Annotated in this window: 12 protein-coding genes and 1 pseudogene; 9 read left to right on the forward strand and 4 right to left on the reverse strand. The window is 58.2% G+C overall.

The window, feature by feature from the left end:
• Positions 1-168 precede the first annotated feature (168 nt).
• The gene (locus tag NCT04_RS03950; protein ID WP_250463696.1) at positions 169-906 is read right to left on the reverse strand and encodes a TetR/AcrR family transcriptional regulator; all 738 of its coding nucleotides are present in this window, start codon (positions 904-906) and stop codon (positions 169-171) included.
• Positions 907-940: 34 nt separating this feature from the next.
• Here NCT04_RS03950 and NCT04_RS03955 point away from each other — a divergent pair, with 34 nt between their 5' ends.
• The 7 genes and pseudogenes from NCT04_RS03955 (at position 941) to NCT04_RS03985 (ending at position 10,926) form a co-directional block, all read left to right on the forward strand.
• Positions 941-2,161 carry an ABC transporter ATP-binding protein gene (locus tag NCT04_RS03955; RefSeq protein ID WP_250463698.1) on the forward strand — a complete coding sequence of 407 codons (1,221 nt, stop codon included), beginning with the start codon at positions 941-943 and terminating at the stop codon, positions 2,159-2,161.
• Positions 2,162-2,192: 31 nt separating this feature from the next.
• Positions 2,193-3,368 carry an ABC transporter permease subunit gene (locus NCT04_RS03960; RefSeq protein ID WP_250463700.1) on the forward strand — a complete coding sequence of 392 codons (1,176 nt, stop codon included), beginning with the start codon at positions 2,193-2,195 and terminating at the stop codon, positions 3,366-3,368.
• A 26-nt stretch (positions 3,369-3,394) separates the two neighbouring features.
• Positions 3,395-5,020, forward strand: a complete 1,626-nt coding sequence (locus tag NCT04_RS03965) for a class I adenylate-forming enzyme family protein (RefSeq protein WP_250463703.1) — start codon at positions 3,395-3,397, stop codon at positions 5,018-5,020.
• 75 nt (positions 5,021-5,095) lie between these two features.
• Positions 5,096-5,863, forward strand: a complete 768-nt coding sequence (locus NCT04_RS03970) for an enoyl-CoA hydratase/isomerase family protein (RefSeq protein WP_250463705.1) — start codon at positions 5,096-5,098, stop codon at positions 5,861-5,863.
• Between the two features lie 29 nt (positions 5,864-5,892).
• Positions 5,893-6,892, forward strand: a pseudogene (acuI, locus tag NCT04_RS03975) (acrylyl-CoA reductase (NADPH)).
• 964 nt (positions 6,893-7,856) lie between these two features.
• Complete coding sequence (locus NCT04_RS03980) at positions 7,857-8,243, forward strand: hypothetical protein (RefSeq protein WP_250463708.1); 387 nt, start codon at positions 7,857-7,859, stop codon at positions 8,241-8,243.
• Positions 8,244-9,300: 1,057 nt separating this feature from the next.
• Complete coding sequence (locus NCT04_RS03985) at positions 9,301-10,926, forward strand: PAS domain-containing sensor histidine kinase (RefSeq protein ID WP_250463710.1); 1,626 nt, start codon at positions 9,301-9,303, stop codon at positions 10,924-10,926.
• A 30-nt stretch (positions 10,927-10,956) separates the two neighbouring features.
• Here NCT04_RS03985 and NCT04_RS03990 read toward each other — a convergent pair whose 3' ends face one another.
• Positions 10,957-11,388, reverse strand: a complete 432-nt coding sequence (locus NCT04_RS03990; RefSeq protein ID WP_250463764.1) for a response regulator — start codon at positions 11,386-11,388, stop codon at positions 10,957-10,959.
• Between the two features lie 176 nt (positions 11,389-11,564).
• Between NCT04_RS03990 and NCT04_RS03995 the strand changes: the two genes are divergently transcribed.
• The gene (locus NCT04_RS03995; RefSeq protein ID WP_250463713.1) at positions 11,565-13,163 is read left to right on the forward strand and encodes a hybrid sensor histidine kinase/response regulator; all 1,599 of its coding nucleotides are present in this window, start codon (positions 11,565-11,567) and stop codon (positions 13,161-13,163) included.
• A gap of 109 nt (positions 13,164-13,272) precedes the next feature.
• Positions 13,273-13,620 (forward strand): response regulator, encoded by a 348-nt coding sequence (locus NCT04_RS04000; protein ID WP_250463716.1) that lies wholly within the window; start codon positions 13,273-13,275, stop codon positions 13,618-13,620.
• A gap of 1,021 nt (positions 13,621-14,641) precedes the next feature.
• On the opposite strand, the gene NCT04_RS04005 is transcribed toward NCT04_RS04000, so the two are convergent.
• Both NCT04_RS04005 and NCT04_RS04010 read right to left on the reverse strand, forming a co-directional pair.
• Positions 14,642-17,002 (reverse strand): putative bifunctional diguanylate cyclase/phosphodiesterase, encoded by a 2,361-nt coding sequence (locus NCT04_RS04005; protein ID WP_250463719.1) that lies wholly within the window; start codon positions 17,000-17,002, stop codon positions 14,642-14,644.
• A 470-nt stretch (positions 17,003-17,472) separates the two neighbouring features.
• Positions 17,473-20,622 (reverse strand): error-prone DNA polymerase, encoded by a 3,150-nt coding sequence (locus tag NCT04_RS04010; protein ID WP_250463723.1) that lies wholly within the window; start codon positions 20,620-20,622, stop codon positions 17,473-17,475.
• Positions 20,623-20,634 lie beyond the last annotated feature (12 nt).

Raw genomic sequence — 20,634 nt, forward strand, 5'->3', positions numbered from 1 at the left:
GGGCAATGAGTATTGGTCGACACGCCAATGTCTGTCGCACGGGCTTGTCGCTAAAAACTTAGTCGGTGCGGACATTCGGTGCGAAAGATAACGCATCGGGTGCACGTACAAACCATCGATCCGACGAAGGTGGCCGTGCCATCATTTCTGCGTTCTCATGCGGACGCGTTACTGTGCACGCGCAACGTAAGCTGTGATTACATCGTTCCACACATTCGTCAGCCCAGTAGCCAGGTCCTCCGCTGCTGGGAACGATGAGGTAAGCAGTTCATCTTGATGTACATGCCGCTCACGTAAGGCTTCGATCGACATCGCGATAAGCAGGCGTAATGAGCCCCGGAAATCACGTCGCAGTGCAGTGCCGAATTTGACTCCGTAAGCGCGTGCGACCGCCTCGATCACACGATCAACCCAAACAGCGTTCATTTCCTCCCGCATCCGCACCAGCGACGGCGTATAGGCCGACACATGTGAGAAGGCGGCAAACAGGCCCGCGTTGATTTCATAGGCTTGGCAGTACCACAGATTGGCGGCATAAACGGCGTCGGTCTCCTTGTCCGGTGCCTCTTTGCCGCGCCGCGCTGCGGGCGGCGACCACAAGGCCTTGAAGAACGCGACAAGCACCGCCTCCACGGCCACGTCGATATCATCGAAATAGTTGTAGAAGGTGCCGCGCGACAGCCCAGTGTCGTTGAGGATCGTCTCGATCTGGGGGCGTCTGCCGGGGTCCGCCTGCAACTGTCGTGCGAGACACGCCATGACCGCGCAGCGCGTTCGCTCGCGCTTTGGCAGTTTGCGGTCCCGACTCTTCAGATCCAGCAATTCGTCGAAGCGCTCGCCTTTCCGAATCACCAGTCCATCCAGCCACGACTTGCTCGCTTGCAATGTCAATTCTTCCGTAGACATCGGCCACTCCTTGCCGCTAAGAGGGAAGCACCCCTTGACGCGAAAATTTTTATACTTAATGTCCATAAATGACAGAGTGTTCAAAAATGAACGTATCGTCATTTTACCTGATGACGCTTCCGCACGGTCGAGAACGCACAAAACAAACGACCCTGCACAACATGATCGAGCCGAGGGGCAGAGGCACATGAAGACCGGATCCACCATCGAGTTCATCCATGTCACTAAGCGCTACGGCGCCGTGACCGCGCTGCATGATTTCTCATTGTCGGTCAAGGCGGGCGAGTTCATCACCGTGCTCGGCAGTAGCGGCTCCGGAAAGACGACCGCGCTAAATGCGCTCGCGGGCTTCATGCCGATCTCGTCGGGCGATATCCGCATCGGCGACCGGTCGGTTGCCGAGTTGCCGCCAGAGCGTCGCAATCTCGGGATGGTGTTTCAGAACTATTCGCTGTTCCCGCACATGAGCGCAGCGGAAAACATCGCTTTTCCGCTGCGCATGCGCGGCACGCCGAGGAAAGAAATGCAGGAGCGCGTCAAACGGGCGTTGCATACCGTGCGGCTCGACGCCTACGCCGCCAGAATGCCTCGCGAGCTGTCGGGCGGGCAGCAGCAGCGCGTCGCCATCGCGCGTGCCATCGTGTTTGAGCCGCCGGTGCTGCTGATGGACGAGCCGCTCGGCGCGTTGGATCTCAAGCTGCGCGAGGCGCTGCAATTCGAGATCAAGTCGATCCAACACCAGCTCGGCTGCACCGTCGTCTACGTCACGCACGACCAGCGCGAGGCGCTCGCGATGTCTGACCGAATCGTCGTTCTACGCGACGGGCAGATCGCCCAGGTGGGCAGCCCGCTCGACATGTACGACCGGCCCTGCAGCCGGTTTGTGGCGCAGTTCATCGGGCAGACGAATCTGTTCGCGGCGGAGCTTGGCGATCGCGGACGCATCGCAGTTCCAGGTCTTGGCGTCTCGTGGAGCGACGCACGCGCGTCCGCGCCAGCCGTGCGGCATTTCGTGAGCGTGCGGCCGGAACATCTCGCGCGCCGCACGTGCCGCAACGACGACGTGTGCATCGATGTCACGCTGGACGAAGCCATCTTTCTCGGCGACATGATCGACTTCAGCGCGCGACACGAAAGCGGCGCAGCCGTGCATTTCCGGGAGCCGCGCAGCGAGGGAGCTGCCGGGCTGCAACGCGGCGACCGCATCTCGCTGGCTTTCTCTCCGGGCGACGCGGCGCTCGTTCCGGACCTTTGATCTGTCCTTTCACGCACCCATGGAGTTGCCGATGGCATCACTTCGTTCAAACGCGACGCGCGGCGCACTGGCAGCATTTGTGTTCATGTCGGCGCACGCTCACGCCGATTCGCTGGTCCTGGCCAACTATGGCGGCGCTTGGGCGAATCTGCTCAAGACGGTCTGCGGAGACCCGTTCTCGAAGGCGACCGGCGTGACCGTCACGCAAGCGTCCACTGGAGATTCGCTTGCTCAGATCCGCGTCCAGCAGACCACCGGCAATGTGCTCTGGGACATCTCGCCAACCGAGGGCGCGTCGCTTCCGGTCGCCGAGCGAAACAAGTGGCGGTGCCAATCGACTGGAAGGTCGTCGATCCCGACAACAAGCTGCCGCCGATCGCGCGTCAGCCCTATGCCATTGGCGCGATCGCCTATACCACCGCCATCGGCTACCGCACCGACAAGGTTCCGGCGGGAAAAGCCTTCAACGGCTGGAGCGAAGCCCGTGTGCCTGGTCATTCCTATGTCAGTCAGCGAGACCAGCTATTTGAAGTTTCCGCCGACCGGCTTCACGCTGAAATGGTTCGCGAGCTTCTTCGAAAGCCCGGCGTGGATTTCCGCGACGATGCGCAGCGTCACCATCGGCTCCTGGGCCTCGCTGCTCGCCACCGTGCTCGGCACGATGACGGCTTACGCGCTGCGCCGTTCGACGCGCTGGGACCGGCTGTTGGGCGGTGCGTTTCTTAGTCCGCAGGTCGTGCCGGTGATCATCGTTGCGCTGGGCGTCATGCTGGTCTTCAACCGCTTCCATCTGTACGGCTCGATGACCGGCATCGTTATGGCGCACGCCATGCTGGCGCTCCCGTTTGTGGTCATCAACGTAGCGAGCGCCTTGCGGCAGCGAGGCGAAACGCTGGCGCTGGCTGCCCGCGTCATGGGCGCGGGACCACTCAGGGCATTCTGGCATGTCACCTTGCCGTCGCTGCGCGCCTCGATCGTGACGTCGGCGATCTTCGCGTTTTTCGTTTCGTTCGATGAACTCGTCGTCGCGCTATTTATCATGGGTCGCAACGAGACCTTGCCCATGCGCATCTGGGCGAACGTGCGCGACGACTTGACCCCGGTGGTCGCCGCGGTCGCCACGCTACTGATACTCGTCACAGTGCTGGCCGTGCTGCTGTCCGAATGGGTGCTGCACCGGCCCGCGCGCGATCGGCAACCCGGCTAGTCCTCGTTACAACCTACAAGACTCTCATGTTCGCCGAATTCAGTACCGAAGATCCCGCGTCCCTGCATCGCCGTGTGGAAGCGACGCCGCTGCCTGAATCGATCTACGACCAGTTGCTCGAAACCGTCGCCGCACACGGCGACCAGCCTGCCTGGCACTTCATCGACAGCGGTCAGAAGAGAACCTGGCGCGAGGTGCTGCAAGGCGTCGATCACGCCGCTGCCGCGCTTGAGGAACTGGGCGTGAAGCCGGGCGCGCATGTCGCCGTGATGACATGGAACTGCGAGGAGTTCGCGCTGACCTGGCTGGCGCTCGCCCGTCAGCAGGCCGTCATCGTGCCGGTCAATGCCACTTACACGGCGCGCGAGATCGACTACGTGCTGGAGACTTCGGACGCGTCATTCCTCGTGATTGATGCCGAGTTCCTGCCGCGTCTGGAAGAACTCGCGGTGCTGCGCGTGAACAAGCAGCACGTCGTCGTGGTGAATGGAGCGGCGCCACAGGGCATGCGCGAATGGCCTGCGCTGCTCGACGCCGCTAAGGACCGACGGGCCGCCGATGTGCCGCGTCATCGCGACAACTTGCTCAATCTGCAGTACACCTCCGGCACCACCGGGTTCTCAAAGGCGTGCATGCTGTCGCACGATTACTGGCTAATCCTCGCGCATAGCTCGACGCAGTTCTTCGGGACGCGCCTCTCGCGCTTCTATGTGGGATCGAGCCTGTTCTACATGGTGGGTCAGCGCATTTTGCTGAACGCGATGGTGAGCGGCGGTTGCGCGATATTGCCGCGCAAGTCGGGTGCGAAGCGCTTCATGCGCGACGTGTCGGCGTACGAATGCGACTACTGTGCGCTCTTCGACATGGTCTACAAGCAGCCGTCGTCGCCCGACGACGCGCGCAACGCGCTGAAGATCGCGACCATCTTTGCGTTCTCTCCCGCGCATCACCGCGACTTCGAACAGCGCTTCAACGTGCGCGGGCAGGAGTACTACGGCATGACGGAAATTGGCGGTGCGGCATACATGCCTGCCGACGCGCTTGAACGCATGAGCGGCTCGGGCAGTTGCGGCATCGCGGCGCCATTCCGTGAACTGAAGGTCTCGGACGAAGCCGGCCAAGCCGTTGCGGCCGGCGAGCCCGGCGAATTGATGGTGCGCGGCCGCGGTCTTTTCAAGGGCTATTACAAGCGCGAGGACGCGACTGCCGAGAGCTATCTCGACGGCTGGTTCCGCACCGGCGACATCGCGCGTCAAGACGAGGCGGGCTACGTCTACATCGTCGGCCGCATGAAGGACATGGTGCGTCGCAACGGCGAGAACATCTCAGCACGGGAGGTCGAAAGCGTGTTGCGCAGCATGCCAGAGATTCAAGACGCGGCGGTTATCGCGGTTCCCGATCCGTATCATGAGGAAGAGGTCAAGGCCTATATCCAGCTCGCGCCGGGCGTCGCGGCGGAGACGGTGACTCCGCAACGCATCGTCGAGTATTGTCGGCCGCGGCTGGCGGCGTTCAAGATGCCGCGCTATGTCGAGTACCGCGATGCATTGCCGTTGACCGATTCGCAGCGCGTGCAGAAGAAGGTGCTGCGCGCCGAAAAGCCCGACCTGCGCGTGGGCGCCTACGACCTCAAGGAACAATGCTGGCGCTGAGTCAAGCCGAGCATTTCATCGACGATTACAAACGAAGCAGCGGCGCTTCGCCGCATCAACGATCACGGAGCAGCCATGGGCGAAATTCGCGCAACGACACTCGAGGCCATTCGCATCCTCACCATCAGCAATGAGCGCAAGCGCAATGCGTTTGGAGGGCAAATGTCAGCCGATCTGCTGCGGCAATTCGAGAGCGCCGACGCCGATCCGGCGATCCGTGCAGTCGTCGTAACGGGAGCGGGAGACATCGCGTTTTCGAGCGGGCACGACCTCAACGACCTGCCGACGGGCACCGAGGCGAACGGCGGCGCCGACGAAGAGCCGGTGCTGAAGCCGATGAGCATGAGGAAGCCTGTCATCGCCGCGGTCAACGGCCATTGCTACGCGGCCGCGCTCATGCTCGCCATGTCCTGCGACTTGCGCGTGGCGAGCGAAAATGCCACATTCGGTTCTCCAGGGGCGCGGCTCGGCATGCTGCCCGAGGGTGGGCAGTTGGGCCGTCTGCCGCTTCTGATGGGACGCTCCGCGGCACTTGAGTTGATGCTGACGGGCGCGCCCCTAGGCGCCGCCGACGCGTTTCGCTGCGGCTTCGTGAGCCGTCTCGTGCCGCAGGGACAGGCGCTCGACGCGGCGCTCTCGCTGGCACAGTTGATCGCGGCCAATGCGCCGGCGGTGGTCAGCGCGATCAAGCAGGGGGTGCTGGTCGCGGAGGAAACTGGCGTGACCGGCGCGGCCGCATTTGAGCAACGAACGGCGCGCGTGCTGGAGAAGGAGGCGGACGCCGTGGAGGGCGTCAAAGCATTCCTCGAAAAGCGCAAGCCGGTTTTTACCAACATGGTCTGACTGGCCAACCCGAGTTCACGAGAAATCCCATGTCATTCAAAGCCGTCTATCTGCATAAAGATGAAAGCGCGGGCTTCACCGCGACGCTCGCCGCGCTGGAGGACAGCGCGCTCGACGACAATTCGCTCGCCGAGGGCGACGTTATCGTGCGCATCAGACACTCGACGCTCAACTACAAGGACGGACTGGCCATCGCGAACCGCGCGCCGGTCGTGCGCAAATGGCCGATGGTCGCGGGTATCGACGGGGCGGGCGAGGTCATGGAGTCGGCCGATCCGCGCTGGAGGACCGGCGACTTGGTCTTTATCAACGGCTGGGGGCTCGGCGAGACCCGTTGGGGCTGTCTTGCCGAGAAAGCGCGCCTGCCCGGCGCGTGGCTACAACGCGTCCCGGATACTTTCTCCATGGTCGACTGCATGTCCATCGGCACCGCGGGCTATACCGCCATGCTGTGCTGCATGGCACTCGAGGAGCAGGGCGTGCGGCCTGCCGACGGCGAGATCTTGGTGACCGGCGCAACAGGCGGCGTCGGCACGTTTGCCATATCGCTGTTGAGCTCGATGGGATACACGGTGGTGGCCTCGACGGGCAAAACGGGTGAGCGCACGTTCCTCGAAGCGCTAGGCGCGTCGTCTCTGATCGACCGGGCGGCGTTGTCGGCGCCTGGGAAGCCGCTGCAAAAGGAACGATGGGCTGGTGTTATCGATAGCGTCGGATCACACACGCTCGCGAATGCATGTGCGCAAACGCAGTACGGGGGCGCCGTCGCGGCTTGTGGACTCGCACAGGGGATGGACCTTGCGATGACCGTCGCGCCCTTTTATCCTACGTGCCGTATGTCTAGTGGGAGTCAACTCGGTTATGTGTCCGATGGAGCGTCGGGAACAGGCTTGGGCACGGCTTGCTTCGCAGGTGGACCGAAGAAAGCTGACACAAATCGCACGAACGATGCCGATAGATAGCGTGATTGACCAGGCTCACCAATTCGCCGCGGGTGGCTTCAAAGGACGCATCGTCGTGACAATGTGAAACGAGGAGTCGTTGATGAGCCGACTGTAGGACCTATGGTTGCGGAGCCTTGAGTGCGACCATCGTACAGATTCCCACTGCCTGACAGAGGCTCTAGTGTATGTCCTCGCAGGCTGACAGGCAGCAGACGACATGCGCGGTCAGGCGTCTAATACGAAGTCGTGAGCGGCCGCTGCTTGCCTGGTGACCTGAAGGACGACTTGGGGTCGAGGTTGCGTCCGTCCGCCCTTCAAACTCGTAGCTCGAAAGCGGCCAGTCGGCAGCGAGTACTGCCGACCCTTTCTTTGCCGGTCAGCGGATCGCGACCCGTTCGTCGCTTTCCGAATTACTCCGGTCATTTGTCAGCCGACGGGCCCCCTCGGTCGTTCATCGTCTGGTTTCACGAGCATCGCCGGGGCATCAGAGTCAGCGAACTGAGCGGAGCGGCCGTTTGAATGGCGCGATTTCTGAGTCGCTCAACGGCGGCTCATGGCCGGCTTGCGGCAGTGCCGGTGGCAATAAGCTTACCGAACAACGGCCATTCAGTGAGGACAGGCGGGGTCTCCGTTGGCCGAACTGGACGGCGATATCGATAGGCCACTGAGGGCCGACTTTGGAAATTAGCTCGACACTTGCCAAGCTACGGATCGAGCCTTCGTGCCTACTTTCAAGAATTCGCGCGAAGTTTCCAAAGAGGCACGCGCTGCGTTCAAGTTGCGGTGGGCGTACTAAATTACGCCTTGGGGAGGGGGGTGAAAAAGTCTAGAGCGAATCGGCCCGGGACCGACCGTTCCGCCGAATTTTTACATCCACAAAATCTAGTATGGCTCGCTACTCGTAAATCTCTGATTACTTTAAGAGTGCGTTTTGATTTTGATGAATTTGCATAAAATTTCGGCAAAAGAAACTGAAAAATGTGCTCGCGCGAGCGGCAGCTCAATGGGTTAATCGAGCGCAACATTGCCCGCATTGTAGGTAGGCAGCCATGGCGCGCGCATGCACGCCAGCCAAGGTCTTGAAGATGCGCGGCTTTTACAGGCGGAATCCGAGTCGGCGACGTGAGGAGCCCCATGTTACCAAACCACTGGGAGATCATCCCGCGCACTTTTCCGGCGCCGAGCTCGCCGCATGGAACGACATCGCGCACGGCGCGCCACGTGACGTTCTAATCAGTTCCGACCGCGTTACGGTTCAGTTCGCAGCGCGTTTGCTTGCCGATTTCGCGCGTCGATTGGGCAAATTCACCGCTGCTAAGCTGGCCCGCTTGGATGCGATGCTCGGAAAGTTCGGCTTGTCGCCTGCCGATCGCTCGAAGGTGGCGGGCGGCGGTGAGAAGAAAGGGGGTAATCCTTTCGCCCAATTGCTCGGATAAACCATCGATCGAAATCAAGAGATCGCAATGCTGCGCGCGCTCGTCAATTACGCAATCGTCTCATTGGAGGGCGCAAGTGATGCTCACGGCCGCCGAGTACGTCAGACAGGCGCCTTTGCGCGAGATGTCTGACGCTGTAGTTGAGGTTTTGGAGGCAAGTAGAAGCGATCTTTATGAAGCTCTCGGCAATGCCCGACTTCCAATTAATGCAGTCGCCATGGCCCACAAAAATGGAAATTTGATTCGCCGCTTACCTTCTCCCACCGCCTCCCCAGCTTTAACATCTTTAACATCACTTTAACATCCCTTTAACATGTGCCGAATTGGCTCAAAGCCCCGTCAGTAAAGAAGTCCAGCAAATTGGGGACATGTTAAAGGCTTTAACATTTTTTGTTAAAAGGGGATTTTTTCTGCACGTGAGAGGACGGTCTGTGTCCGCGTGAGAGGCCTCCAGATATCAGATACCCCCTACCCTGGCTTCCTACATGTCTCACCATCTGAAGCCTTCGCAATTGGTAATGCGCCGACGTCTTGGTGAGGGTGTACGCGCTCACTTGGTCGACGACTCGTGATGGCCTGAGTCTTCCCGGGGAAATTCCGAACGTATGACATAGTCGCCGCGCGGTCGCCACTACTCTGATTTAAGCGACCTATCGGGCCGGGAGCACCTTTACCGCTAAGTCTGGTCGAGCTAGCATCGTCATGCGTAACGCAGTTGGCTGATCACTGACGATCAGCACTGTCGGCAAGGAGTTGCGCGAAAACTCTACATGCCAGCCGTTGGTTTAATAGGGACGCACCACCACATTTTAGGCACCTACGCCGCGCCCGAATCATATCGTCGCTCGCCAGGAAGTCTCTTGTGTAAGAATTCTGAGGGTAAAAAGGCAGCATGCGTACGATAGAAAACTAGTTTCGAGTGATTCTTGCGAATCGGAAAATTATTGGGCCAGTCGGACATTAAGGTGACAGAAGATCTTTCAAGGTGCGCGGGCTGCTTTGAACACTCAGGCAAGAACGTCATCCCCACGTCGTCGCCACGGTTCTCGATACTTTTATGGATCAACTTATCAAAACTTTTGGCACCGCTGCTTTGCCCGATCCAGCCACTTTGTTCGCGCTGCTGGTGGATGCGTATGTCGTAATGGACATTAACCACCGGATCGTCTTCGTTAACCAGTCCTATCTGCACCTTACCGGGCAGACCGAGGACGCGCTGCTCGGCATTTCCATCTTCGAGATCAATCAGCACGGCGACGCCGCACAATCGGCAGCGCGAGTGGACTGTATCGAGTCCGTGCTGACCGATCTCAAGCCTGGTCAGACTCGGTCGTCAGTTTATTTCCATGCCGACTGGCCAACGGAATCAGACGGGCTCGTACAACGCTTCTGGAAACTGAAGGCAAGCATTATAGATCTGCCCGCGGATGCTGGACGCTACTACGTTTTGCGAGTGAGCGATGTCACGTCCCGGGTTCAAGAACGCGAGGTAGAACAGCGAGATAAGGCGCGGCTGCGCTCCCAGGCTCAGCTTCGCCAGATCGTTGCGGTGGAGAAAGAAAAGCAACTGAGAGAGAGTCGCGAGCAGCTTTCCGAGGTATTGACGTTCGCCAAGGTCGGTGCATGGCAGCGCGACATTGCGACCGGTGCGGTCGTGTGCACCGATCAGTGCAAGCTAAACATGGGCATCGCAGTTGAAGAAGAACTCAGCGAAAAGCGCTTGTTTGCGGAATTAATCCATCGCGGGGATCGACGACGGATACGTGCCGAACTGATCGCATCGATCGCCGAGCATCGTGATTATGAGGTCGAGTACCGCGTGCCGGGACGGGCGGGCACAACGCGTTGGGTCCTAGCGGGTGGCCGCGCGCGCTATGACGAGAACGGTTATCCAACCCACATGCTCGGCTTCACACTGGATATAAGTGTTCGAAAGGAGAAGGAGCTGGAGCAGCAGCGCATTGCAGGGAGCGAGCGGGCGGCACGCGAGCGCAGCGAGGAAAACGCCCGAGCGATGGATCATTTTTTGACTGCGGTGTCGCACGAACTCCGTTCACCGATTGGCGTGATCATCAACTGGACGGAGCTGCTCAGCCGTTCAGGCGACAAGATCGGGCTGTCCCGCGCTACTGATACGATTCAACGAAATGCGAAGCAACTTTCGCTAATGGTCGATGATCTGCTCGACAGCGGCGCGATCGTTTCAGGCAAGCTGTCGATTCAGTTCGCTCGAGTGGCTCTCGACACGCTCGTGAGCGATGTGATCAACGACCTTCGTCCGCAGGCCGAGCATAAAGGTTTGGATGTGACTTGTCTGCAGCTCGAGCCAAGCTTAGTACAGGGCGACGCAGCTCGTCTTAAGCAGATCGTCTGGAATCTCGTTACAAACGCCATCAAATTCTGTGATGCCGGAAAGATCGAGGTCTCGGTGTCCCATGTAGGCATGCAGGCAATTGTCACTGTGCGCGACACTGGTTGCGGGATTGCGCCGGAGGCCATTACCACGATCTTTGATCGCTTCGAGCAGATTCGTCCGAAGTCGTCCGGTCGCGTCAGCGGCCTTGGGCTCGGCCTTTGGCTCGTCAAGACGTTGGTTGAACGTCATCATGGAACCATCGAGGTGCAAAGTGACGGGGAAGGGTACGGCACGACGTTCCTCGTCAGCCTACCGCGCGAAGCGTAGCGCGGTGGGCTGAATGTATCAGGCATTGTTCTAACGCGGCTTACCTTCGTTGAGAACAATCCAGAAGGTGCCGATATCCCGAATCGCATCCATGAAAACGTGAAACTCGACCGGTTTGACGACGTATGCGTTGACGCCCAGATCGTAGCTTTTGAGCAAGTCCGTTTCTTCGCGGGAAGAGGTCAACATCACGATCGGGATGTGTTTGAGGCGATTGTCGGATTTGATAGCGGCCAGCACTTCATGACCGTCCACCTTTGGCAGCTTCTTGTCGAGCAAAATGACTGCGGGATGCACGTCGGGGCGGTCTGCCCAATCGCTTCGCCGTTGAAGATAGTCAATGGCTTGCGCCCCGTCGCGGACCACGTGTACCGGATTCTCGACGCCAGCCCGCTCCAGGGCCATTAGCGTTAGCTCGATATCGTTCACGTTGTCCTCGACTAGCAGAATGGTCCGCGGCACTTGGTCGCCCATGACACTCCCTTCCTTTGCAGCGCGACGCGCTGTCGGCCTGTTGACGTGGCCTTCATTGTAGCGCTGGGAAATTCCCTCTGAAGATCGCACATAACAAGCAGCAAAAGACGCCTTTCACATAGGAACAGACGTTGCTATTAGTGAAACACTCGTGGAATTCCCTTATGAATCTGCTTTTTGACCCCACCCGCCTGAGCGCACTGGAAAACTTACGCATTCTCGACACACCTGTCGACCCGCACTTTGACGCTCTGACCCGCCTGACCGCGCATGCGCTTCGAGTATCACAAGTTTTCATAAATTTTGTCGACGGCGCGCGTACCTGGTGCAAGTCTGCTTGGGGTAGCGCGCGCAAAGCGGTCGCCCATGCCGAATCGCTCTGTGCGCTGGCGCTCCTTAACGGCGACGACGTGGTGGTTTTTGACGCCACACGCGACGACGATATTCGTGCGCATCCGGAATGCGCCGACGATGAAGGAACCGTGTTTTACATGGCATTCGTACTGAGATCGCCCGAAGGCTTGCCGCTCGGCACGCTGTGTATCAAGGATCGCGTGTCGCGTGAGGTGGCGGCTCATGACATGGAAATGCTGCAAATGCTTGGCGAGCAAGTCGTCTTGCTCCTGCAAAAGACTCTACAAATCGAGGTAACAATCGAAGACGCTCGGCGCAGCCGCGATCAGTTCTTGGCAATGCTTGCGCATGAACTGCGTGCCCCGATGTCGCCGATTTTGACGGCCGTGCAGGTGCTCGGGCGAAGTGAACTCTCAACACAGCAGAGGAGTTGGGCAAAAAAGCTTATCGGCCGGCACGTCCGGCATATGGGCCAAATTGTCGAGCACCTCCTATCTGCTTCGATGGTTTCGCTTGGCGCCATCGAATTAAAGCTGGAGCCGGTTGCAATAGACGATCTTGTCGACCAGGCGCTCGAAATGACGGAAGGAATACTAGGTCAGCAACAACATCGCGTTACGCGCTCTTCGATCGACCGCCCCTGGGTGATGGCGGACCGCGTCCAGTGTCCCCTCATTATTGCCAATCTCTTGATGAATGCTGCGAAGTACACCCCCGAACACGGCCTTGTGGATATACACGTCGAAGGTAACGGTGAAACAGTAACGGTTCGCGTCACCGACACCGGTATCGGGATAGACGCCTCGGACATGGGCGAAATCTTTCAAGTCTTCGGCCAAAGCGATCGGTCGCTTGACCGCACACGTGGCGGCATGGGGTTGGGGCTACCCCTTGCCCGACGGTTGGCGGAGTGGCACGGCGGCTCGCTCCATGCGCGTAGCGATGGGGTGGGACACGGAAGCGAATTTTTGCTTACCCTAAAGCAAGCCATCCCGATTGCCGATATCAATGAGAAGGAGCGTGAAGCGCTATCTACAAAGGTACTCGACATCATCGTTGTCGATGACAGTGTGGATACCGCCGATGCCTTGGCGATCTACTACCAGATGTCGGGGCACACGGTGCGCACCGCCTATTGTGCGCGTGATGCTATCGAGATGGTAAAAGAGCGGGCGCCAGACATTCTGCTGAGCGACATTGGTCTGCCGGAGATCGACGGGTATGCACTTGTTCGGAAACTTCGCGCCCTGCCATCGGGCTCCAACATATATGTGGTCGCTGTGACGGGCTATGGCAGCATACGAGACAAGCGGGCAGCGTTGACCGCCGGGTTCGATGCGCATTTCTCGAAGCCCGTCGATTTAGCTCAGCTAGATATCGTAGTCGATGATGTGAGTCGCAAGAATTGATTTGGGGTTTAGGGACGTCAACCGTGGCGGACGCTGACTGCGCAAGCAGTGGGGGCGGTCACACTTAGTTAAACGTGACGAATTAGATTCAGATGCAGTTGAGGCAGAGATGCTGTTCCTATTCGTTGAAGATGATGAGAATGTGGCCCATGCGTTTGCGGAACTCGCCACATCACTCGGGCATCGTGCAGAGGTTGCACACTCGGGCGGCGAGGCATTGCGCATGACTGGCGGGACGCGCTATGACACCGTGTTCATGGATATTGGCCTTCCCGACATCGACGGTCGTACGTTGTGCGACTATATTCGTTCCGCTGGTGCGTCGCACGACGCCTGTATCGTCGCGGTGACTGGACATCCAAACTTTCGTGACGACGTCGAAACCAGTTCGTTCGACGGTTACCTGCCTAAACCTGTCACAGCTCCCGATCTGATCGAAGTAATAGGCCGGTGTTAGGCGACACGACGGCTAGCTTCGCGCGCTCCTCAGCCGACTAACAGCGTCTGAGGGTTTGGGTTTTCGATCGCTTCCCAAAAGGTGCGGATTCGTCATGTCTACAACGTCACGGTTCGCTCGTCCAAACGACTTGGATCTCTTGGCATGTCATGACGCAACGCCTTAAGCAAACCAATGATGTGAGTGGCCCTCTGCTACGCGAGCAGATGCAATTGAAGTTCCAAATGCGCGATCGTCCTCGGCGCGAGCCAGCCGCTTACGACGAATGCTAACCGCCATCGTAGGCATTTAAAATATTTATGGCCATCATCGATCTGGTACCGGAAGCTGACGTCGGCGATTATAAATCGCGCAGCCTTAAAGGCCTTGCCAACTTGGCCCTTCACTGATGATCTTTTCGCTTCTAGAGGCTTGAGTTCTGCTGGATCGACAGACAAACACCATTCGACGATCCCGACCACCTTAGCCATCTTTGCGAAGATAATCACTGAAACGGCATCGTTGGCTTGGTCTAAATCGACACGTCGAGCAGCGGAAGGAGGGCGCAGTCATGTAGCGCAAGCGCGATCTCGTCGCTAGTTTTCATGCTGCAAGCTCTCTAGAAAGGTAGCGAACCTAATTTATTAGAAGTGCCGTGCAGCAAGCATGCGTCGATTTCGCGAGTAAATCATCGATTCACGAAAATGGTAACGGACTTCCTAGCAACTGTGTCTCTCGGAACCGAGAGACCTACAGCATCGAGTGCCAGCTAGACCTTCATCAAGAGATCAGCTTAGCTAAGGTGCGACCAACCTCATAAGCCAAGTGCCAAAAAACAACGAATGACAGTTGATTTGAAGTTCGTTCTTCGCTGTCGAACTATTCTCGCCAGCCTTTCGCCGCTGCACCACTTCGCGTAGAGAGAGAATTAAGTTGAAGGGTGCCAACATCGTCGTCACCAAATCTACGGCCTTGCATTGCGCTAGGGGTGAGCCGCACTTTCAGGCCAAGCAACGACACTAAGTCGTCATCGGCGCAGTGCCTACTGGGTTTGCAAGTTGAGTGCTTCCTGCGTCGATTGCGCTTCACCTCCGTGAATACCAGAGGCGGCTACCATGCGGACATACGGGCCGATGGCAGAGGCGGACAGTGGGCGGCTAAAGAGGTAGCCTTGTATATGCATGCAGCCCTCCAGTCTCAAGACTATCAATTCTTCTTCAGTTTCAACTCCTTCCGCGATCACTGTCATGCCGAGACTGTTCGCCATACCAGTGATCGCTCTTACGATGGCCAAATTGCTGTCGTGATGAGCGATGTCTCGAACGAAAGATTTGTCGATTTTTACCTTATCAAATGGAAAGCTGCGAAGGTAGCTAAGAGACGAATATCCAGTACCAAAGTCGTCTAGGGCAAAACTCACGCCGCGCTCGCGAAGAGCGTGTAGGGTGTCTAGCACACCGTCGTCGGCATCCAAGAACACAGATTCCGTGATTTCAAGGACAAGCCTTTCCGGAGGTAAGCCGCTGTCGGAGAGTGCCGAGTCAACGATTGACGACAACGATGTATCTCTGAACTGTACCGGCGAGAGGTTGACCGCCACACACGTATGTCCGGGCCAGTGCGCCGCTTCCAGACAAGCTTGCCTGATCACCCATTCACCGATCTGCACGATTAAGCCTGTCTCCTCTGCAAGTCGGATAAAACTGTCTGGCGACACAAGGCCACGTTCCGAATGAGTCCAGCGTAACAGCGCCTCAGCAGTGCCTACGCGAGCGAGGGACAAATCGACGATCGGCTGGAACATCAAATGGAATTGCCGGCGCTCCAATGCAAGCCGTAAGTCGCGCTGCAAAGCACGCCGCTCTTGCGCGCGAACATCCATGTCCGCCTCATAGAAGCGCCACGTTCCGCGCCCATCTGATTTTGCCCGGTAAAGCGCAAGGTCTGCGTTCTTGAATAGCTCATCTGAAGCAGCTGCGTCAGCCGGTGCAACGCTTATACCGATGCTAACTCCGATGCCCACGCGCATACCGTCTACGTGATAGGGTTCACTCACTGTCGCGATGATCCGCCCGGCAAGCGTGTCAGCGGAATCGGAATCCGCCCCGCTGAGCAAGATGACGAATTCGTCGCCACCAAGCCGCGCTACCAAATCTCCCGAGCTAACGCATGCAACAAGCCTTTTAGCTACTTCCATTAACAAGGTGTCGCCGGCTGCATGCCCTAACGTGTCGTTTACGTCTTTGAACTGATCAAGGTCCGCCCACAGCAGCGCAAAGGGGTGCGAAGGGCCAGCGAAAGCGGCGGCAAGCGCTTCGTGGAAAGCAAAACGATTTGGCAGGCCGGTCAGACTGTCATGGCTTGCCATGTGCGCGATTTGGGCTTGGGACTGCTTGGCTGCGGTTACATCACTGCCCACGCCTCGGTAGCCTCGGAAAGTGCCATCTTTGCTGAACATTGGCTTGCCGGTAATGTGCCACCAGCAATGCCGTCCCTGGATGGTAAGCGGCACAAGGAGGTCGCGAAATGAGTCTCGTGCGCATAATGCCTCGCTCAGCCGAGTTACCGCCGAGGCTGCCGCTGCCGGGTCTGTGAGCTTGAAAATCAAGGAGACGAAGTCTTTGCCGCGCAAATCGCCCTCCACCGCGCCGAACACCCGGATCATGCGTTCGGATATGTGCTCCAGCCGATTTGATGCATCTGTCCGCCAGAGCCAGTCGCTAGATTCTTGCTCAAACTCACGCAGCAACAGGCCGACGACTTCACGTTGCTCTTCGAATTCCATTTTTCCAACGGTGCGCTGAATAAAGCTTCGATGGCTATGGAGCGTACTGATGAAAATAAGCGAGGAATAAACGACTACCAAGGCGGCAAGCACGGGCCCAGCGGATCCGCGGGTCATCAACATCGCCACGATGGTGCCGAGCATCACCGGTACGGAGATCAAGAACGCAGCTAGCAGCGTCGGCGCGATTACAACAGACGAAGCGATTAAGCCGGAGCTAACGTAGACGATCAGGAGAATCTGATTGGCGTCAGCGTGTGGGGCTAGGCACACGGGCATCGTGGACCACAACAGGCCAATGATTCCGACATGCAAATTGCGCATTCGATAGGCGCGTAGCGGCATGTCGTGAGGCCTGGGCTGGCGCCTCCAAATTACGCTGCGCCGGAAAGCCGCCGCATAGATGACTACGAATGTGGAAAGAAAAGCCAGTAGGTAGAAGTGAGGAGCGGAACGCCAGAACGACGCGAACAGACCAAATGCCGCAAGCACGCCCACACAGCCAATTGCGCCGCCGAGGTTGGCAAGTGTATCGACCTGCTCAACGCGAACCCGTCCGCTCAGGTGAGCCGGGATAGAAGTCAGAAAGCGTTTTGACAATAAGGCAATTCGGGTCATTTTGCCGTACAGCTCGGGCGACCTTTCCAGGTCGCCGTTTCTGTTTTCGTAGATGCGTTGAAAAAGGTTAGTGCGATTGGCTGCAGCCGACCCTACCTTGCAGGGTTGCTAACGGTGTCATGATTTGCCGCTTCTCATCATTTACGACCAGGTACAAAGAAACTTGAACTTCACTCGAAACAGACGTGAAAGACCGAACAACCTTTGGCGCAAATATTCAGGTTCGCGCTCGCCTGAGCTGCACAGATAACGTAAAAGTCGAAGAATAATCTTTGCGCGAAGCGCGAACCTCTTCAAACCGATCGCAGGTGACAAAATTTTGTTGACAGCAAATCGGGCAAACCATGGAACTAACAGCAAAATCGAATCATTCGCTACGTTGCCTCAGCTGTGAGGCGTTTGATGACGCCGGTATGAGCCAAGCCTCGATCGAAATGAGGTCAGCTTGAGTTAAAAGACAAACTTCAGGATCAACAGAAGTTTCGGCTGACGGCGACGAGACCGCCCAAAAGATGCGACATATCTACGAGCCGCTGAGCGATCAGATGTCGGACTTCTCCCTGACATTGCCAAGTACCGTACACAGCCAACAGCGCAGCGCCTAAAGCTTCTTTCCGCTGTTTCTCGAGTAGCGATGGCCAAATGATCACGTTCACGTTGCCCGTTTCATCTTCGAGCGTGACGAACATCACGCCCTTAGCCGTCCCCGGTCGTTGCCGTACGGTGACAAGACCGCAACCGCTAGCTAGCCGTCCGTTCCGGAATGTGCGTAGCGTTGAGGCCGGCATTAGACGCTGCTCGAGAAGTGTGGGACGCAAAAGCGACAATGGGTGTCTACCAAGCGTCAGCCCGGTCGAGTTGTAGTCGCTGACGATATCTTGCGCTTCAGAAGGTGCGCCAAGTTCCGGTATCTCATCGTCGACTCGACTATCAGAAAGAAGGTCTCGGTCGGGCACGGCAGCGGCTGACTGCCAGAGCGCCTCGCGTCGGTTTCCTGCGAGCGATTGAAGAGCGTTGGCTGCCGCCAGCACTTGCAAATCGTGGCGATCAAGTTGCGCTCGGCGCGCCATGTCGCTCACACTCCCGAAGGCTCTCACCGCTCGAGCGTTCTCGATGCGCTCGGCGGCGCCGTCGCGCATCCCCTTCAACAGCGAAAGTCCGAGCCGAACAATCGGCTGTAAGTCATCATGCTGACGCTCAAGGACCGAATCCCAGCCGCTGATCGTGACATCGATCGACGCGACTTTGACGCCATGACGCTTTGCATCTTGCACGAGCTGAGAAGGCGAATAGAAACCCATCGGCTGCGAGTTGAGCATCGCCGCAAGAAAGGCCGCCGGTTCGTGGCACTTGAGCCAGCTGCTTGCATACACCAGCAGCGCAAAACTCGCCGCGTGACTTTCCGGAAAACCGTACTCGCCGAAACCCTTGATCTGCTCGAAAATCGCTTCCGCGAATGACTGGTCGTAGCCGCGCTCTTTCATCCCATTGACGATGCGGTCATAGTACTTTTCCAGTCCGCCCTTGCGTTTCCATGCCGCCATCGCGCGGCGAAGCTGATCGGCTTCGCCTGGCGTGAAGCCTGCCGCGAGTATGGCGACCTGCATCACTTGCTCCTGAAAGATCGGCACGCCAAGCGTGCGACCCAGTGCGATCTCTAGTTCCGGGCTTGGATACGAAACGGGCTCGATTTTTTGCCGCCTTCGCAGATAGGGATGCACAGCACCACCCTGGATTGGTCCCGGTCGCACGATCGCGACTTCGATCACGAGATCGTAGAACGTCCGCGGCTGCATGCGCGGCAGCATGCTCATCTGCGCACGCGATTCGATCTGAAACACGCCAACGGTGTCGGCCTGCGAGATCATCTCGTAGGTCACCGGGTCTTCTGGAGGAATGTCCTGCATCTCGAATCGCTCGCCGCGCTGTTCGGAAACGATATCGAGCGTGCGGCGAATGGCCGACAGCATGCCGAGCGCAAGCACGTCAATCTTCAAGAGCCCAAGTGCTTCGAGATCATCCTTGTCCCATTGAATGGCGCTACGATCCGCCATCGCTGCGTTCTCGACGGGCACAAGCCGCGTGAGCTTGCCGCGACTGATGACGAAGCCGCCTGAATGCTGCGACAGGTGACGCGGGAAATTTAGAATTTGCGCGGCCAACTTCGCCCACATTCGGATGAGCGGGTTTTCCGGATCGAGTCCGGTCTCTTCGAATCGACGCAGCAGGTCTTGCGAGTGATCGAACCATTGATGGCTCTTCGCCACCTTGTCGACGATCTGCGGATCAATGCCGAGCGCCTTGCCGGTCTCGCGCAACGCGCCGCGTGGCCGGTACGTGGACACCGCTGCTGCAATGGCTGCACGATCCCGTCCGTATTTGCAGTAGATGTACTGGATGACTTCCTCGCGCCGCTGATGCTCGAAGTCCACATCGATATCCGGCGGCTCGCCACGTTCCTTCGAGATAAAGCGCTCGAACAGCATATTGCCGCGCGACGGATCGACTTCGGTCACGCCCAGGCAGTAACACACCGCACTGTTGGCTGCGGACCCGCGTCCCTGACACAGAATGTGCTGGCTGCGTGCGAAGCGCACGATGTCATAGACCGTGAGGAAATACGCCTCGTACCGCATCTCGCCGACCAGTTGCAATTCGTATTCAATCTGCTTCTGCACTTCATGCGGAATGCCCGCCGGAAACCGCTTGTGCGCGCCGATGTACGTCTCCTGTCGCAGATACGCTTCATGCGTAAAACCTTCGGGCACGAGTTCATCGGGATACTCGCAGCGCAGTTCGTCCAGCGAAAACGTACAGCGCTCAAAGATGTTCAGTGTTTGAGCGATCGCATGCGCTGGATAGAGGTTCGCGATGCGCAGCCGTGATCGAAGGTGTTGCTCTGCGTTAGGCGCGAGATCGTAACCGCATTCGGCAACGGGCTTGCCAACGCGGATCGCCGTCATCGTGTCCTGCAGCGGCTTGCGGGAGCGAAGGTGCATCACCACGTTGCCAATCGCCACGACCGGCACGCGGTGTTGTTCGGCGAAATACTCCACGCTGCCGCGATGAATATCATCCATCGCGCGCTGATGCAGGATGAGACCCACCCATGCACGCGCGGGAAAGGTCTCGCTTAACCATTCGATCTGCGCAGACAACGCGTCTTCCTTTGCCGGAAAATCCGGCACGAGGATTGCCAAGCAATCGGGCATACCGCGCAGATGTGCAAAGGCCTGATCGGGCTTCGACAGATCATGCGGCGTGAGCATGTACGAGCCCTTCGTTGCGCGCATGCGGCCGAGCGTGATCAGCTCGGACAGATTTCCATAGCCATTGCGATTCTGCGCGAGCAGGATGAGACCAAATGCCGGGCTCTTGTCTGCTTGCACGAGGCGGAAATACGAGCCGATGATCAGCGGTAGCTTTTCATCTTTGGCCTGGACGTGCGCGCGCACGACGCCGGCGAGCGAACACTCATCGGTGATTGCGAGGCCCGAGTAACCGAGTTGCGATGCGCGCAGCACGAGCTCTTCGCCATGCGATGCGCCGTGCAGAAACGAGAAATTCGTGAACGCGAAAAGCTCCGCATAGTCAGGAAGCGTTGACGAGAAAAGATCCACGGCCACACCACC

It is taken from the genome of Caballeronia sp. GAFFF2, from assembly GCF_023631485.1.
In the GTDB taxonomy this organism is placed as follows: Bacteria; Pseudomonadota; Gammaproteobacteria; order Burkholderiales; family Burkholderiaceae; genus Caballeronia.